Origin of the sequence: Tritonibacter scottomollicae (assembly GCF_032924845.1) — a bacterium.
Lineage (GTDB): Bacteria > Pseudomonadota > Alphaproteobacteria > Rhodobacterales > Rhodobacteraceae > Epibacterium > Epibacterium scottomollicae.
Genome location: NZ_CP136704.1, coordinates 2,904,655 through 2,921,463, shown reverse-complemented (window position 1 = coordinate 2,921,463; position 16,809 = coordinate 2,904,655). Strand labels below are relative to the sequence as shown.

Genomic DNA, 16,809 nt, shown 5'->3' with positions numbered 1-16,809 from the left:
AACAGGATCATCCCAAATGCATTTCCACCTCGACAGCCTGTGGCACGCCGAAGAGGGCGCGATGGAGTTCGCGCTGACCAATTGTGGCGACACTCCGGTTGCAAATCCGCGCCTTGTCTACGCCACCCTGACGCGCTGCCTGCGCCCCTCGCGCTGCACGGGTGCGCGACTGATACGGCGGCAGGCGAACTTTCACGAATACGCCTCTGACGAGGGCTTTGTCCTGCAGCCGGGTGAGACATGGCGGTTCACCGAGTTCAACCTTACCCGCCCGGCGTTGCATTCCAATGAGGGACCGAAATCTGGCGGTGTCCTGCTGGAGGACGGAACCCTTGTCCCGGCTTTCGCGGGTGACCTGCAGGCCTCAGCGGCGGTTGCAGATACAAATGCATCACAGAATGCGGCTCTCACTTGTGGAATTCTGCCTGAACCTCAACAGGTTTCCATCGCTGAGTGGTGCGCCACGGCGCCCGTGCATCTGGTTCTTCAGTCCGATGATATCGCAGTGATGCAGTCGGTGTCACAGGTGGCGGAGCTGACCCGGCGCCTGCATCCACTGGCCCCCGTACCGTTCGTGCTGATCGCCAAGGACGACGTCCCGAAGCTGAGTGTTGAGGCGGACCAGACGCTGGGCGAGGACGCCTACCGGATCGCGTGGCAAGACGGAAAAACTACCCTGCATCATGGCGCAGGGCAGGGGCTGTTTTACGGCCTGATTACGCTGGCGCAGGTGCTGACCAATGCCCATGCGGAGCCTGCGCGTTATGGTGTTCCCCGCAGTGGTAAGATCGAGGATGCCCCCCGCCACGGATGGCGCGGCGCGCATCTGGATGTCTCGCGCCAGTTCTACCCGCTCGATCAGGTGCTGCGCTACGTGGACATTCTGGCGTGGCACAAGATGAACCGCTTCCACTGGCATCTGACCGATGACGAAGGCTGGCGGCTGGAGATCAAGGCCTACCCGCAACTCACCGAGACCGCCGCACATACCGGGATGGACCTGCCGGTGCTGCCGCAGCTTGGCCCCGACATGACCGGGCAGGGTGGGTACTACACACAGGACGAGGCGCGACAGGTGGTGAAACATGCGGCCCGCTTCGGCGTCGAGGTCATGCCGGAAATCGACGTGCCGGGTCACTGCGCCTCTGTACTGGGCGCCTTGCCGGACCTCGTCGATCAAGAAGAACCCGAGAGCTACTGGTCGGTGCAGGGCTTTGGCAACAACGCGCTGAACCCGGCCATTGAGGGATCGTATGTTTTCGCCGAGACCGTGCTGGCCGAGGTTTGCGAAATCTTCCCGTTTGAGGTCGTGCATGTGGGCGGTGACGAGGTGGCTGAGGGCGCATGGATGCAATCGCCCAAGGCACAAGCCATGATGCGCGAAACCGGCTTGAAGGACACTCCTGAACTGCAAGCCTATTTCCTGCGCCACATTCAGAACTTCCTCATCGGTCTTGGTCGCAAGCTTGGCGGGTGGGAAGAGGTCGCCCATGGCGGTGGTCTCGATCCAGAGCACAGTCTGCTGTTTGCCTGGACCACGATCGAGAAAACCGCTGAGCTGGCGAAAGACGGCTATGACGTGGTCAGCACGCCGGGACAGGCCTATTACCTCGATATGGCGCTGTCGGATGCTTGGTATGCGCCGGGGGCCAGCTGGGCCGGGTTCACCCCGCTCGACAAGACCTATTCGTTTGAGGCCGACAATGGGGATGCGGCTCTAAATGGGCGTTTGAAGGGTGTTCAGGCTTGCGTCTGGAGCGAACACCTGACCACGATGGCACGCCGCAACCACATGATCTTCCCACGTCTCAGCGCCATTGCCGAGGCCGGGTGGAGCGCAGCGGAAAACAAGGACTATGACAGGTTCACAGCGCTCGCGGGTCTGATGCCGCGCCTCTGAGCCACCAAACAGATCAGCGGCCTCGGGTATACTCCGGGGCCGCTTCTATCCCAGCCTTGGAAAGACCGACGTGTTCTTCACCGTGCTGTAGACAAAGCTGGTGTCAATCGAGGCAATACCACCGATCGGGTGGATGCGGTTGCGGATGAAATCCTCGTAGGCGTCCAGATCTGCCACCACCACCCGCAGTTGGTAATCCGTGGCCCCTGTCAGGATGTGACACTCCAGAACCTCGTCGATCATATGAACGCGGCGCTCAAAATTCTTCACGTCCTCCTCATTGTGGCGTTCCAGCTTGACGCGGACAAACACCGTGATCGGCAGCCCATAGGCCCGCGCGTCCACATCGGCGCTATACCCCCGGATCACACCGGCGGCCTCAAGGTTCCTGACCCGGCGCAGGCAGGGCGAGGGTGAGAGGCTCACTGCCTCAGCCAGGTCCTGATTGGTCATCCGACCATTGGCTTGAAGCACGCGGATAATCTGGCGATCTTTTGAGTCCATTTTGCTGTCCATTGGCAGAATCTGCTAACATGATCGGTGATGTTGGTATCTTTTGCAATCTAACGCCTCACGCGGGGGCGCATCATGGCGGACAAATGAGGAAGGAGACCCCCACATGTCCGACACCAAAGGCTTTGCCACCCGCGCCATTCACCACGCGTATGACCCGATGCAAAACGAGGGCGCGCTGACGCCGCCGATGCACCTCACCTCGACCTTCGTGTTTGAAAACGCTGAAGCCGGGGGCGAAATGTTCGCGGGCGAACGTGAAGGGCATGTCTACAGCCGCATCTCAAACCCGACCTGCGCCCTGCTGGAACAGCGCATTGCAACGCTCGAAGGGGCAGAGGCCGGTCTGGCGCTGGCAAGTGGCATGGGAGCTGTGACGGCGATCCTCTGGACGCTTTTGAGCCCCGGTGACGAGGTCATCGTCGACAAGACGCTCTATGGCTGCACCTTTGCCTATATGCGCCATGGTCTGTCGAAATGGGGTGTCACCGTCACCCATGTGGACATGACCGACGCGGACGCCCTGCGCGCCGCCGTCAGCGACAAGACCCGCGTGGTCTATTTTGAGACGCCCGCCAACCCCAATATGCGGCTGGTGGACATCAAACAGGCTGCCGAGATTGCCCATAGCGTCGATGCGCAGGTGGTGGTCGACAACACCTATGCCACGCCCTACCTGACCCGTCCGATCAAGCTGGGCGCGGATCTGGTGCTGCATTCGGCGACCAAATACCTCGGCGGGCATGGCGATGTGGTTGCGGGTCTGGTCGCAGGCCGCGCCGAGCAGATCGCCGAAATCCGTCTGGTCGGCATGAAGGACATGACCGGCGCGGTGATGGCGCCGTTCAACGCGATGCTGGTCATGCGCGGCATGAAAACGCTGGCGTTGCGGATGGACCGTCACTGTGCCTCTGCCCAAACTGTCGCAGAATGGCTGGAAGCGCAGCCAGGAGTGGCCAAGGTGCATTTCCCCGGTCTCAAGAGCTTTGAGCAGCACGCGATCGCCAAGGATCAGATGGCAAAACCGGGTGGCATGATCGCCTTTGAACTTGAGGGTGGCATGGAAGCGGGCATCAGCCTGATGAACCGGCTGGAGATGATCCAGCGCGCGGTGTCGCTGGGCGATGCAGAGACGCTGATCCAGCATCCGGCCTCGATGACGCACTCCACCTATACGCCCGAAGAACGCGCCGAGCATGGCATCAGCGACGGTTTGGTACGCTTGTCAGTGGGGCTGGAAGAGGTCGCGGATATCCTCGACGACCTTCATCAGGCGCTGTCGCCCGAGATGCGGCAAGCGGCAGAGTAAGGGGGCGAGATGTTCGACCAGATCCAACACCTGAAAACGGTGGAACAGCGGCTGTTGTGGCTGTCCCACTGGATGGTCCACAACGCCAATCATCTGCGGCCCAAGGAAGACGGCATCAAGATCGGCGGCCATCAGGCGTCCTCGGCGTCGATGGTGTCGATCATGACCGCGCTTTATTTCTCTGCACTCCGGCCCGAGGACCGGGTGGCGGTGAAACCGCATGCCTCGCCCATTTTCCACGCCATGCAGTATCTGATGGGCAATCAAACCCGCGAGAAGATGGAGAATTTCCGCGGCTTTGGTGGCGTGCAGAGCTACCCGAGCCGCACCAAGGACATCGACGACGTGGATTTCTCCACCGGCTCTGTAGGCCTTGGGGTGGGGATCACCGCGCTTGCGTCCATGGTGCAGGATTTTATCACGGCCAAGGACTGGGGGGCGGATGTGCCTCTGGGCCGGATGGTTGCTCTGGTGGGCGATGCCGAACTGGATGAGGGCAACATCTACGAGGTGTTGCAGGAAGGCTGGAAGAACGACCTGCGCAACACCTGGTGGATCATCGATTACAACCGCCAGAGCCTTGATGGCATCGTGCGCGAAGGGCTGTTTGGTCGGGTTGAGAAGATATTCGAGGCCTTTGGCTGGGATGTGGTGCGGGTGAAATACGGCGCCTTGCAACGGGCCGCCTTTGAAGAACCCGGCGGCGCGGCCCTGCGCGACTGGATCGACGCCTGCCCCAATGTGGAATATTCCGCGCTGACCTATATGGGCGGGGCCAATTGGCGCAAACGGCTGATGGAAGATCTGGGCGATCAGGGCGCTGTCTCGGCGCTGATCGACAAGCGCAGCGACGCGGAACTGGCGGCGTTGATGGAGAACCTCGGCGGCAATTGCGTGGAGACCATGGCGGACACATTCGCGGCCATCGACCATGACCGCCCGACCTGTTTCCTTGCGTATACGATCAAGGGCTGGGGCACACCGATTGCGGGCCACAAGGACAACCACGGCGGTCTCATGACCAAGGCGCAGATGGGTGAGTGGCAGACCCATATGGGCGTGGCCGAGGGGCAGGAGTGGGAGCCCATGGCAACCGTTTCAGATGCCGCGGGCTTTCAGGCCTACCTCGATCAGGTGCCGTTTTTTGCCAAGGGAGTGCGGCGCTACTCGGACGCGCGGCTTTCGGTGCCTGCGGTGGCTGTGGACAGCAGCCGCGAGATTTCAACGCAGATGGCCTTTGGTAAGATCCTCGACGATCTGGCGCGGGGCGACAGCGATCTGGCGGCGCGGATCATGACCACCTCGCCGGATGTGACCGGCACCACGGGGCTTGGGCCATGGGTCAATCGGCGCAAGCTCTTTGCGCGAGAGGCACAGAAGGATGCGTTTATCGAGCATCGCATTCCTTCGACCGCCAAGTGGAACTTTGACCCGCAAGGCCAGCATGTCGAACTTGGCATCGCCGAGATGAACCTGTTCCTGCTTCTGGGCGCGGCGGGCCTGTCGCATAGCCTCTGGGGCAAGCGGGTGCTCCCGATCGGGACAGTCTATGATCCCTTCGTTCACCGGGGTTTGGACGCGCTGAACTACGCCTGCTATCAGGATGCGCGGTTCATGATTGTTGGCACACCGTCCGGGGTGACGCTGGCGCCAGAAGGCGGCGCGCACCAATCTGTCGGCACGCCCCTTACGGGCATGGCGCAGGACGGGTTGGCGAGCTTTGAGCCCGCCTTTGCGGATGAGCTTGCGGTGATCATGGAATGGGCCTTTGACTACATGCAGCGCGATGGCGACGGCGACCCGGACGAACGCACTTGGCTGCGGGATGAGACCGGCGGGTCGGTCTATCTGCGGCTGACCACCAAACCGCTCGAACAGCCGGGGCAGCGCATCGATGACGCCTTCCGTCAGGGCGCGATTGACGGCGCCTATTGGCTGCGCAAGCCGGGACCGAATTGCTCGGTGGTGATCGCCTATCAGGGCGCGGTTGCGGATGAGGCGATCGCAGCGGCGGGTCTGGTTGGTGAGCATCGCCGTGATGTTGCAGTGCTTGCGGTCACATCGGCGGATCGTCTTAACGCGGGCTGGACGGCGGCGCAGCGTGAACGGGCGCGCGGCAACTCAAAGGCCGTGTCGCATGTGGAGCATCTACTCGGGGACCTCCCGGGCCATTGCACGTTGATCACCGCGATTGATGGCCATCCCGCGACATTGTCGTGGCTGGGATCGGTTGCCGGGCACCGGGTGGTGTCGCATGGCGTCGAACACTTCGGCCAGACGGGTACCATCGGCGATCTCTACCGCCACTTTGGCCTCGACCGCCACAGTCTGGCGCGCTCGGTGGGTGAGTTGACGGTGGGCGCGCGCCGCATTCCCGGTGGTCAGGCGGGCTGAGGTGCGGCCTACTGCAAGACGGCGCTGCTCCATTCGCGCAGGAATGCGATTTTCTTGAACGCGTCCAGATAGACCAAAAGCCCAGGCCCCATGCGGATACGACGCAGGGCCTGGGTGTCGTCGCTCCAGGAGTCCGTTTCCAGGACTGAAAACGCACCGGGCGCCGCCTGCCATCCGCGTGAAATCAGGTGGTCAATCATCAGCCCCGCCAACTCGGGCGATTTGCTGTCGCGCGGAATGAAGGCCGTGCGCAAGGCGACGACGGTGTAGTCCTGCGGCAGCAGCACAATCACATCATCCGTGTTGCTCTTCTCGCGCGCATAGCTGCCCAAGACATTGTAAACCATCGCCAATTCGCCCGAGGCGACATCGTCGATCATCTGACTGGAGCAACAGTAGAGGCGTACGCCGACCGATCCCATCACCTCGCTCAGGCGCCAATAGGTTTCCGAGGTCCGCGCATCCTGCGTGGCATAGAGATAGCCAAGGCCAGAGGTGCGGATGTCATAGGTGCCGACCTTGTTTTGAAATCTCTCGGGATTGTCGCGGATCAATGCGATCAGGTCCTGACGGTTTTCAGGTAGTGGCAAACCAGCCAGTGCTTTGCGTGACAGCACCACCGCTGCAGGTTCCTGCGTGAAGGCAAAGAGGTGTTCGCGCCAGCGTGCCCACGCGGGCAACCGCTCCGTGGTCGGAGAGCTGTAGCGCTGCGCCTCGCCATCGTTCACCAACTTGGTCTGAAGGTCTGTGGCGATGGAGATCGCCAGATCCATGTCGACGCCTTCCTCGTCGAGCGCTTTCATCATCTCGCCGGAACTGGCCACGGTGTATTCAATCCGAACGTCAGGAAGGTCGTGCAGGAAGTCCCGCAAGGTCGGCTCAAAAAACTCGGCATCACCCGTAGAAATGACACGCAGCACGCGGCGGGCATCGGCAGGGCCGACACTAATGTGGTTCTCGACTTCAAATGCATGGGCCGGGGGCACGAGTGCGAGAAAGATCAGGCCAATGGAAAAGACAAGCTTGCGCATGCGCCACCTTTATCGCTGTGGTTGGTCAGGAAAAGGCGTCCGCCATGGGCGCGGGCGACCTCGTTTGCGATGGTCAGACCGAGACCCGATCCGACCACTGCGTCCGTATTGCCGCCGCGCACAAAGCGCCGCGTGAGGCGGCCCATGTCGGCCTTGGGAAAACCTGCGCCCTCGTCGCGGACCGTAATTTCGCCTTCGTCTGCTTTGAGACGCACAACAACATGCACGCAGCTGTCTGGCGGAGAGTATTTGATGGCGTTGTCGAGCAGGTTCAACAGGGCGCTCTGCATCAGGATGGGGTCACCTTTGACCGTCATTGCGGTGTTCGGCACATGGATTTCCAGATCTATGTCGCGCAGTTCCGCCATCGGGCGCAGCCGGGACACGGCATCCTGCGCCAATCGGGTGAGTTCAATATCTTCAAGCTCCAGATGGTCAGATCGAAAGGATACCATGGCGTGATCCAGCAGCTGCCCGGCGGCGCGGCTGCTTTCGTCGATGGCGCGGATCATCTCGCGCACGGCCTGGCGATTCTCCGGCTTGTCGACGCGACGCAGGGTGATCTCGGCCTGAGTGCGCACTGTGGTCAGGGGGGTGCGTACCCGATGCGCCGCCTCAGCGATCAGATCTTCAGAGCGCGAAAGCGATGTTTTGAGGCGGCTCATGAAGCCATTGAGCGCGCCTACGAGGGATTCCATTTCCGCCGGAACCGGCGCTGAGACGGGCCGCAGATCGGAAAGCCCCCTTCGCGAAACAGAACCTGCCAGCTGGCGTAGCGGCTGGATCGCGGATTGTGCTGCAAGAATGCCAAATACCGCTGCAATAACAAAAAAACCGATGCCAAACCCGGCCACTGTCTGTGAAATCCCGGCCAGTTGCTGACGCAACCCGTAGCGTGTTTGCGCGACCGTCACTTCGACAAAATCCGGCGTGCCGCTGACCGACAGGCGCCGGGTGGCGGTGGCCATGCGGATTTCCTCGCCATCATAGCGCGCGGTCTGGAACCGCGGCGCGATACCGCTGCTTGCAACGGGTTTGGGCAGGTCAGGATAGCCGGTGAGGAAGGCGCCATTGCGGGTGATGGCATAAAATACGCGATCTTCGCTGATATTGCCGAGCATCGAGAAGGCGAAATAGGGAATGTCCACGGTCAGATCGCCATTGCGGACCGATGCAGAATCAAGAATGGCCGTCATCGAGGCGGAGAGGATCTCGTCCTGACTTTGCCCGGCGAGGTCGCGGGCGTAGTTCTGCACGACCAGAAACATCAGGCTCGCCAGCAGCGCTGCGCCGGTCAGCAACTGGATAATCAGGCGTCGCCGAATGGAGCCGCGCAGCAGGATTCGCGTGTTCATGATGTGCTCAACCGATAGCCGAGCCCCCGCACGGTGACGATCTGCGTCTGTGCGCCCTCAAGGTGTTTGCGCAGGCGCCCGACGTAGACTTCAATTGCGTTTTCAGAAGCGTCTACATCGTAGGAAAACAGCCGATCCACCAGTTTTGACTTCGAAAAGACCTGATCCGGTGCACCGATGAAGATCTCGAACAGGCGCAACTCCCGATTGCGAAGTCGGATTTTTTGACCATCAACGGTCAGCGTGCAGGCCAGCGGATCAAAAACCACATCTCCAAAACTCTGAATGTTGCTTGCCCCGCCGCTGCGCCGCCGGAGAACGGCCCGACAGCGGGCCTCCAACTCGGAAAAATCGAAGGGTTTGACGATATAGTCATCGGCGCCCAGGTCCAGAACGCTGACCCGGTCAGAGACCTCCGAGCGTGCCGTCAGAACGATCACCGGCGTGTCGCGCTGGGCGGCGCGATGAGATTGCAGGAATTGTCGCCCATCCCCATCGGGCAGCATGATGTCGAGAAGAATCAAGTCGTACTCGGTTGTTGCGATGAAATCATCGGCCGTACCAAGGTCCGCTGCCCGATCCACAACATGACCGTCAAGCGTCAGTCGATCCAGCACCGCGTTTGCAAGCTGATCGTTATCTTCAACGAGTAAGTACCGCATGGGGGTGAAACATCTGCTCCGTGTCAGGTTTGTGTCAGCTTGGGCCGGGATACCATTCTTCATGAGCGCGCTATTGCGTGTTTGTCAAATGGGAGGAACATTATGACATCTTTTGCGCTGGGCCGTCGCGCCCTGATGGCTGCTGCTGCGGCAGCCCTGACATTCGGGACTCCGGCGAGTGCCGAGCAAGTTCTCGACAAAGTCCATTTCCTGATCCCCGGCGGCGCCGGTGGCGGTTGGGATGGCACCGCGCGCGGCACTGGTGAGGCCCTGACCAAAGGCGGCCTTGTTGGCACCGCATCCTATGAAAACATGTCTGGCGGCGGCGGCGGAAAGGCGATCGGCTATATGATCGAGAACGCCGAGAGCCTGGATGACACGCTGATGGTGAATTCCACACCCATCGTGATCCGCTCGCTGACGGGTGTGTTCCCGCACAACTTCCGTGATCTGACCCTGGTTGCCGGCACGATCGGGGACTATGCGGCGATGGTTGTGGCCAAGGACAGCCCGATCAACAATATGGAAGAGTTCCTTGAAGCCTACCGCGAAGATCCACGCGGCACGGCTGTGGGTGGTGGCTCCGTTCCAGGCGGCATGGACCACCTGGTAGCGGCCATGGTGATGCAATCGGCGGGCGAAGATCCGACTGCGCTGAAATACATTCCCTATGACGCGGGCGGAAAGGCAATGGCTGCGCTGCTGTCTGGCGAGATCAAGGCGCTGTCCACTGGTTTCTCCGAAGCCATCGCTTTGGCCGACGCGGGCGAAGTCAAGATCCTCGGTGTGACCGCAGACGAACGCGTGCCCGCCTATGACACGGCGCCGACCATGAGCGAGCAGGGCCTCGACACCACCTTTGTGAACTGGCGCGGCTTCTTCGGCGCACCAGGTCTGTCAGAGGATAAAGTGGCCGCCTATCAGGACGCGCTGGCCAAGATGTATGACACCGATGCGTGGGAAGATGTTCGCGCTCGAAATGGCTGGGTCAACATCCACAATTCCGGTGATGACTTCCGCAGCTTCCTTGAAGGTCAGGAAAAGACCATCGGCGATCTGATGAAGCAGCTGGGCTTCCTCTAAGCGCGCGACACACACGATCCGGTCCGGCACCACAGTCAGGTGCCGGACCCTTTCCCATACCCCCCACTCAACACAGGAGGAGATCATGGCGCTCGACCGTTGGATCGCGTTGATCATTCTCGGCATCGCCCTGGCCTATGGCTATGCGGCTTTTTTCACCATGGATCAGCTTTTGCCGCCGTTTATGCAGCGAAACCCGATCTGGCCGAGCACATTCCCGAAGGTTCTGGCAGTTCTGTCGATCCTGACGTCTCTGGTTATCCTCTTGGGGCTTGAAAAACCCAGTGGCGAGGCGAAGACACCCGACATCGATTATCGGCGCCTCGGGGACTACAACATCGGCCAGGCTGCACTGCTGCTGGGGTTGATGGTGGCCTATGCGCTGCTGCTGCGTCCGGCGGGGTTCCTGCTGTCCACTGCAGGGTTCCTGACCGTCGGTGCGATGATCCTCGGCGAGCGCAAGCTGTGGATCCTGATCCCCGTCGCCGCCCTCGCTACCGGCATTGTCTGGTATCTTGTTGAGGGCGTGCTCGGCATCTTCTTGCGGCCCTTGCCGTTTTTTCTCGGATAATCGGAGGCTCAGATGCTCGAAGGTTTGATGATCGGCCTCTCTACGGCCTTCTCAGTTACAAATATCCTGATGGTGATCGGCGGTTGTCTGATCGGGACGTTCATCGGGATGCTGCCGGGGCTTGGCCCCATGTCCATCATCGCGATCATGATCCCGGTCGCGATTACGCTGGGTGACCCCTCTGCCGCGCTGATCCTGTTGGCTGGGGTGTACTACGGTGCGATCTTCGGGGGATCGACCTCATCGATATTGCTCAACGCGCCGGGGGTCGCGGGCACCGTGGCCTCCAGTTTCGACGGCTACCCGATGGCGCGCGCCGGCATGGCCGGCAAGGCGCTGACCATCGCGGCGATCTCGTCCTTCATGGGGGGCACTGTCGGTGCGATCCTCTTGATGGTCTTTGCGCCGATGCTGTCGACGGTGGCGTTGCTGTTCCACTCGGCCGAGTATTTCGCACTGATGGTCGTGGGGCTCTCGGCGATCGCGGCCTTTGCCGGCACTGGCAATGTGGCCAAGGCGCTGATGATGACGCTTCTGGGCCTGATGATGGCCACGGTAGGTGAAGGCGCGCTGTTCAACATGCCGCGTTTCACGATGGGTCTGATGGATCTGCAATCCGGCCTCAGCTTCATTACGCTCGCGATGGCGATGTTTGCCCTGCCCGAAGCAATCTTTCTGGTGATGAACCCGGGCCGTTCGGCTCAGGGTGGTGAGAACGGTGGCAAGATCACCGGCCTGCGCATCACCGGACAAGAGGCGCGTAAGATTGCGCCGGTGATCGGACGTCAGTCCATTCAGGGGTTCTTTATCGGTGTTCTGCCGGGAGCGGGCGCAACCATTGCATCGTTCCTCGGCTATGCGGTGGAGCGCAACATCGCCACGGAAGAAGAGCAAAAAGAGTTCGGCAAAGGCTCTATCAAGGGACTTGCCGCACCCGAGACCGCCAATAACGCCGCCTGTACTGGGTCGTTTGTGCCACTCTTGACGCTGGGTATTCCGGGGTCCGGCACCACTGCGATCCTGCTGGGCGCATTGATCGCGCTCAACGTCACACCGGGTCCGCGCCTGATGATCGACAGCCCGCATATCTTCTGGGCGGTTATCATCTCTATGTATATCGGCAACCTTGTGCTGCTGGTGCTGAACCTGCCGCTTATTCCCTATATCGCCAAGGTTCTGTCGATCCCGCGCAACTATCTGATCCCGTTCATTTTGTTTTTCACCCTGATGGGGTCGTATATCGGACAGAACAACGCGACTGAGCTGTTGATCCTCGTGGGCTTTGGCATCTGTGCGACGGTGCTGCGCTTTGCGGACTATCCGCTGGCACCGCTGCTCATCGGCTTCATCCTTGGCCGGATGCTGGAAGACAACTTCGCCCGTTCGATGCAACTGTATGACGGGATTTCCTTCATCCTTGACCGTCCGATGACGCTGGGCCTGCTGGTGCTGGCTGCACTGTTGGTGATCGTGCCAAGCTACCGTGCCCGCCGCGCCCGTGCCCGTGCTGCCGGGGTGGCCGATGGGGATTAAACCGCTCTCCGGGGTCCGGGTCCTCGACCTGACCAATGTGCTTGCGGGGCCGTATTGCTGTTATCAGCTGGCCCTGCTGGGGGCGGAGGTCATCAAGGTTGAGCGCCCGGGCAGCGGGGATTTGGCCCGACAACTCGGGGCGGATCCGGAGCGGAATAAGTCCCTGATGGGGGTGAGCTTTCTGGCGCAGAACGCGCAGAAGAAATCTGTCACCCTCGACATGAAACACGAACAGGGCAAGGCGCTGCTAAAACGCCTTGTTCGCACATCTGATGTTTTGGTTGAAAACTTCCGCCCCGGCGTGATGGACCGCCTTGGCCTCGGGTATGAGGTGCTGAGGGCGGAAAACCCCAGCCTCATCTACTGCGCCATCAGCGGCTTTGGGCAGGACGGCCCGTGGAAGGACAACCCCGCCTATGATCAGATCGTGCAGGGTATCAGCGGCGTGATGTCGATCACCGGCGATGGCGATAGCGCGCCGTTGCGCGTGGGCTACCCGCTGGCAGATACCGTGGGCGGCATGACCGCAGCCTTTGCAATCTCGGCGGCACTGAATGATCCGGAGCGCGGCGCGTTTCTGGATATTTCCATGACCGAGGCGGTGATTTCCACCATGGGATGGGTGGTCTCCAACCACCTGATCGCGGGGCAGACCCCGGGCGCGTATGGCAATGAGAACACCACATCCGCGCCCTCGGGCACCTTTGCCTGCGCGGATGGGCCGATCAATGTGGCCGCCAACCGGGATGAACAATGGCACTCCATGGCGCAGCATCTGGGGCGCGACGATTTGCTGGCGCATCCGGACTATGCCACCCGAGAGGATCGCAAACGCAACCGTCACATGCTGCGGGCAGAGCTGGAAAGCGTCCTTCGGACCCGGCCCGCTGCGGAGTGGGTGGCGGAACTGAATGCGCTTGGCGTGCCATCGGGGCCGGTGCTGACGGTGCCGCAAATCCTGGATGAGCCGCAGATCAAAGATCGCGGTCTCATCGCGGAGGTCGAGGCCGCAGGCGCGCCGCTGGCGCTGGCAGGCGCGCCGGTGCGGTTTGGCACCCATCGACCGGTTCCGGATCAAGCGCCCCCTGCCTTGGGCGCAGATAATGACAGCATCTGGCAGGACATCGGCGTGAGCGCGGATGAGATCGAAACCCTGAGGCGGGAGCGCGTGATATGAGCGATGTGAGTGACTGGTGGCGCACGTCCATCATCGACATGGAGCCGGGCCGTATAGACCTGCGCGGAACTCCCGTGCAGGATCTGATCGGCAACGTCAGCTTTGCCGAGATGATCTGGCTGATGGTACGGGGCGACCGGCCGACACCCGCGCAGGCGCATCTGTTCGAGGCAGCCTTGGTCTCGGCTGTGGATCACGGCCCACAGGCCCCGTCGATCGCGGCGGCGCGTATGGCGGTGACATGCGGCTTGCCCTTGAACAACGCGTTGGCCACGGCGGTCAATATGCTGGGCGATGTGCATGGCGGGGCGGGAGAGCAGGCGGTGGAGTTGTATCACCACGTCGACGCCCACGCGGGGGATCTGGCCACGGCGCTGGACGATTGGCGTGCGGAACATGGCAAGATTATCCCCGGTTTTGGTCACCGGTTCCACAAACCCACCGATCCGCGTGCGCCGCGCCTGATGGCATTGGTTGCCGAGGCGGCGGAAGCAGATGCCGTTTCGGGCCGTTTTCAGCACATCGGACAAGCGATCAAGGCGCAGATATCGGCTGAAAAAGGCATTGCCCTGCCGATGAATATCGACGGCGCCACCGCCGTGATCTATGCAGAACTGGGCTTTGCTCCGCCCTTGGCGCGAGGGCTGTTCTGTCTGTCCCGGTCGGTGGGCATTCTCTCCCATGCCTGGGAGCAACAACAACAAGGCGGGCGGAACAAGGGACCAACGCCACCGAAATACAGATGGACATATGACGGCTCGTGACGCATTTGGCCTGGCCGCCGCGCTTGTTGTGGCGATGCTGGGCACCCTGATATTTGAAATCATCGGCTTCCCATCCGCCCCATTGACCGGATCAGCGGCCGCTGTCTCTATAGCCGCGCTTTTTGGGTTGCCGATTTTTATGCCGGTCTGGCTGCGGACCACCGCCTTTGTGCTGCTGGGCATAAACATCGGCAGCAGCGTGACCCGTGAAATGCTGGCCACCGCGCTGGCCTGGCCGGTGACCATCGCCATCCTCGCTGTGAGCCTGTTTGTCTCTATGCAAATCTGCCGGTTCGGATTGCGGCGTTGGATGGGGTTCAGCCCGCGGGATGCGATATTGGCTGCGGCGCCGGGACATCTGAGCTATGTGCTGGCGTTGTCGCTGAGCGATAATGGGCAGACCTCGCGTATCGCCATCGTTCAAAGCATCCGGGTGCTGTTCCTGACGCTCTGTGTTCCGGTGCTCGTCGCGTCTGTCTTTGGCGCGACCGGGGTGGAGTTGATGCCGGATCACGTGCTGAGCCTGTGGCAACTGGCGCTTTTGGTAGGGGTGACCCTGGGGGTCGGGGTCCTGTTCAGCTGGCTGAAAGTGCCAGCGGCCTATCTCCTCGCCGGGATCCTGTGCAGCGCTTTGGGTCACATCTTTGCAGTGACGCCGGGCCGTCCTCCGGAGGAAGCGACCTTTGTCGCATTTCTGGTCATGGGAACGCTGATCGGGTCGCGTTTCGTCGGGCAGAAGATGTCGCAGTTGCGGCTGGATCTGCTGGCTGGGCTCTGGGTGACGGGCACCAATGTGCTGATCACGCTGGTGGCGATCGCGGTCAGCATGCAGATCATGGGCATGTCACCGGCTCTGCTGATCGTGGCATTTGCGCCCGGTGGGGTGGAGGCAATGGCGGCGATCGCTGTGACGCTTGGCCTCGACCCGGCCTTTGTCGCAGCCCATCACGTCATGCGCCTTATGATCCTGACGATATTGATGCCATTGATGCTGAGCAGCGTGAAACGCGCCTAGGCACAAAAACACCCCGGTGCGTATTGGCACCGGGGTGTTCGGGGCGAGACTTCAAGGATTATTGCGCCTCTTGCGCTTCCGTCTCAATCTCATTGCCAAGGTTGGAGACGTCGCGCCCCAGACCTTCGGTGGTTTCACAGGCTGCCAAGCCGATCACGGCAACCATGGAAAGACAGATCATTCGCATCGTATTTCTCCGTTATTTCAGTTTTTCGGCCACATGAGTCGCGAAGGCGTCAACCATCGCGGTATAAAACACATCGCTGCCCACATTCAGCGTCGTCACATCAGTGCCCTCGGGATAGTAGATGTTGGCCTGCTCAGCAGTTACGGTCAGGGTGTAGCGTTGGTCATACTGGCTGCCGGGCAGGTCGACGGAGACGTCGCCCTCCAGCACCGAGTTTGCGATCCCCATCTCGGTTTCAAAGCTGGAGGCCAGAGCGACGGTATCGACGTCGATGTCGATTTCAGCAGCATCTTCCATTTCTTCTTCGGCGATCTGATTCACCAGTTTTGCGGCCAGCGCCGTTTCAAGATCGGCTTCCAGATCGGTCCAGACGGCCACTGCCTCGGAGTTGTCCAATGCGCTGACGTCTGCGTTTACGTCGATTTCCTGAACCATCGTCGCTGCGCCCGCGGCGGTGGCCATGGCCGTTACGAGGGCGGTGGTGCGGATCAGATGTGTCATCTTCTAGCTCCTTGAAATCACTTATCTCTGTCCCGGTGGGATCTGACATGACAACGAGCTGTCGCGCAGAATGTTCCTGATTTTTTTCTGCGAAGGGAGCGCTGAAAGTGTTTCGGTGGCTTCTCGCCCAATGGATGGAACGTATATGTTGCGCGGGAACATAGCTGCGTCGAAGGCGTTTTATTCGAAGCTGACCTACTAATAGAAACGGACCCTATGACACAGACCGCTCACCCAGTCGAAGACGTATTGGACAAGACCGATGAATTGCTGAGTGAGGGCAAGGACTGTCTGACGGTCTCCGAATTGATGGATGAGCTGGGGGTCAAATCAATCGCGGCGGTGCTGGTGGCGCCCTCTCTTGCGCTGGTGTCACCGCTAAGCGGCATTCCCCTGTTTTCCTCAGCCTGCGGGATGACCATCGCGTTGATCTCTGGCCAGATGCTCATGGGGCGCAATCACCTGTGGCTGCCCTCGTTCCTGTCAAAGCGTTCGCTTTCGGCTAAGAATACCCAGAAGGCGACCGGAGCCTTGCGCAAGGTGGCTGCTTGGATGGACCGCCGGTTCAAGAAACGACTGCAGTGGCTTTTGACACCGCCTTTTCTGCGGATCATTCAGTTCGTCTGCCTGCTTTGCGGCCTGATCATGCCTTTCTTGGAGATCCTGCCATTCACATCCTCGATCTTGGGAGGGGTCGTTGCGCTGCTCGCGGTCGCTATGCTGACCGGTGACGGGCTGATTGCACTGGCGACCGTGCTTCTGCTGATGCTTGGCTTGGGCGGGCTGGCGTCTCAGTTCATGTGATAGGCGGCCG

16 protein-coding genes are annotated in these 16,809 nt (G+C 60.9%); 10 read left to right on the top strand and 6 right to left on the bottom strand.

All coding sequences use genetic code 11. The features are described from left to right. The first annotated feature begins 16 nt into the window (after positions 1 to 16). Positions 17 to 1,900: a beta-N-acetylhexosaminidase gene (locus R1T40_RS14595; protein ID WP_317384631.1), complete on the top strand. Its 1,884-nt coding sequence runs from the start codon at positions 17 to 19 to the stop codon at positions 1,898 to 1,900. Positions 1,901 to 1,945: 45 nt separating this feature from the next. Here R1T40_RS14595 and R1T40_RS14590 read toward each other — a convergent pair whose 3' ends face one another. Next, complete coding sequence (locus R1T40_RS14590) at positions 1,946 to 2,404, bottom strand: Lrp/AsnC family transcriptional regulator (RefSeq protein ID WP_106164974.1); 459 nt, start codon at positions 2,402 to 2,404, stop codon at positions 1,946 to 1,948. 115 nt (positions 2,405 to 2,519) lie between these two features. Here R1T40_RS14590 and R1T40_RS14585 point away from each other — a divergent pair, with 115 nt between their 5' ends. Both R1T40_RS14585 and R1T40_RS14580 read left to right on the top strand, forming a co-directional pair. Beyond that, positions 2,520 to 3,722 (top strand): methionine gamma-lyase, encoded by a 1,203-nt coding sequence (locus R1T40_RS14585; protein ID WP_317384630.1) that lies wholly within the window; start codon positions 2,520 to 2,522, stop codon positions 3,720 to 3,722. A 9-nt stretch (positions 3,723 to 3,731) separates the two neighbouring features. After that, a complete protein-coding gene (locus tag R1T40_RS14580; RefSeq protein WP_317384629.1) occupies positions 3,732 to 6,116 on the top strand; it encodes a transketolase in 2,385 nt (794 codons plus the stop codon). A gap of 8 nt (positions 6,117 to 6,124) precedes the next feature. Here R1T40_RS14580 and R1T40_RS14575 read toward each other — a convergent pair whose 3' ends face one another. The 3 genes from R1T40_RS14575 to R1T40_RS14565 are packed head-to-tail and all read right to left on the bottom strand — an operon-like array spanning position 6,125 to position 9,164. Next, positions 6,125 to 7,147: an ABC transporter substrate-binding protein gene (locus R1T40_RS14575; RefSeq protein ID WP_317384628.1), complete on the bottom strand. Its 1,023-nt coding sequence runs from the start codon at positions 7,145 to 7,147 to the stop codon at positions 6,125 to 6,127. Continuing rightward, complete coding sequence (locus tag R1T40_RS14570) at positions 7,117 to 8,502, bottom strand: sensor histidine kinase (RefSeq protein WP_317384627.1); 1,386 nt, start codon at positions 8,500 to 8,502, stop codon at positions 7,117 to 7,119. The genes R1T40_RS14575 and R1T40_RS14570 overlap by 31 nt, the downstream gene beginning before the upstream one ends. Beyond that, positions 8,499 to 9,164: a response regulator transcription factor gene (locus R1T40_RS14565; protein WP_106164922.1), complete on the bottom strand. Its 666-nt coding sequence runs from the start codon at positions 9,162 to 9,164 to the stop codon at positions 8,499 to 8,501. Before R1T40_RS14565 ends, R1T40_RS14570 begins: the two co-directional genes overlap by 4 nt. A 102-nt stretch (positions 9,165 to 9,266) precedes the next feature. On the opposite strand from R1T40_RS14565, the gene R1T40_RS14560 reads away from it, so the two are divergent. The 6 genes from R1T40_RS14560 (at position 9,267) to R1T40_RS14535 (ending at position 15,307) form a co-directional block, all read left to right on the top strand. After that, complete coding sequence (locus R1T40_RS14560) at positions 9,267 to 10,247, top strand: tripartite tricarboxylate transporter substrate binding protein (RefSeq protein WP_106164923.1); 981 nt, start codon at positions 9,267 to 9,269, stop codon at positions 10,245 to 10,247. 85 nt (positions 10,248 to 10,332) lie between these two features. Beyond that, a complete protein-coding gene (locus tag R1T40_RS14555; RefSeq protein ID WP_317384626.1) occupies positions 10,333 to 10,818 on the top strand; it encodes a tripartite tricarboxylate transporter TctB family protein in 486 nt (161 codons plus the stop codon). A 12-nt stretch (positions 10,819 to 10,830) separates the two neighbouring features. Then, positions 10,831 to 12,351 (top strand): tripartite tricarboxylate transporter permease, encoded by a 1,521-nt coding sequence (locus tag R1T40_RS14550; RefSeq protein ID WP_106164925.1) that lies wholly within the window; start codon positions 10,831 to 10,833, stop codon positions 12,349 to 12,351. Next, on the top strand, positions 12,341 to 13,528 hold the full coding sequence (locus R1T40_RS14545) for a CaiB/BaiF CoA transferase family protein (protein ID WP_317384625.1): 1,188 nt from the start codon (positions 12,341 to 12,343) through the stop codon (positions 13,526 to 13,528). The genes R1T40_RS14550 and R1T40_RS14545 overlap by 11 nt, the downstream gene beginning before the upstream one ends. After that, on the top strand, positions 13,525 to 14,292 hold the full coding sequence (locus R1T40_RS14540) for a citryl-CoA lyase (RefSeq protein ID WP_317384624.1): 768 nt from the start codon (positions 13,525 to 13,527) through the stop codon (positions 14,290 to 14,292). Before R1T40_RS14545 ends, R1T40_RS14540 begins: the two co-directional genes overlap by 4 nt. Further along, positions 14,279 to 15,307, top strand: coding sequence for an AbrB family transcriptional regulator (locus tag R1T40_RS14535; protein ID WP_317384623.1), 1,029 nt, complete (start codon positions 14,279 to 14,281; stop codon positions 15,305 to 15,307). Before R1T40_RS14540 ends, R1T40_RS14535 begins: the two co-directional genes overlap by 14 nt. Positions 15,308 to 15,365: 58 nt before the next feature. Here R1T40_RS14535 and R1T40_RS14530 read toward each other — a convergent pair whose 3' ends face one another. Then, complete coding sequence (locus R1T40_RS14530; RefSeq protein WP_317384622.1) at positions 15,366 to 15,494, bottom strand: entericidin; 129 nt, start codon at positions 15,492 to 15,494, stop codon at positions 15,366 to 15,368. Positions 15,495 to 15,506: 12 nt separating this feature from the next. Then, positions 15,507 to 15,995: a hypothetical protein gene (locus R1T40_RS14525; RefSeq protein WP_317384621.1), complete on the bottom strand. Its 489-nt coding sequence runs from the start codon at positions 15,993 to 15,995 to the stop codon at positions 15,507 to 15,509. Positions 15,996 to 16,211: 216 nt separating this feature from the next. Between R1T40_RS14525 and R1T40_RS14520 the strand changes: the two genes are divergently transcribed. Further along, the gene (locus tag R1T40_RS14520; protein WP_317384620.1) at positions 16,212 to 16,799 is read left to right on the top strand and encodes an exopolysaccharide biosynthesis protein; all 588 of its coding nucleotides are present in this window, start codon (positions 16,212 to 16,214) and stop codon (positions 16,797 to 16,799) included. The last annotated feature ends 10 nt before the right edge of the window (positions 16,800 to 16,809 follow it).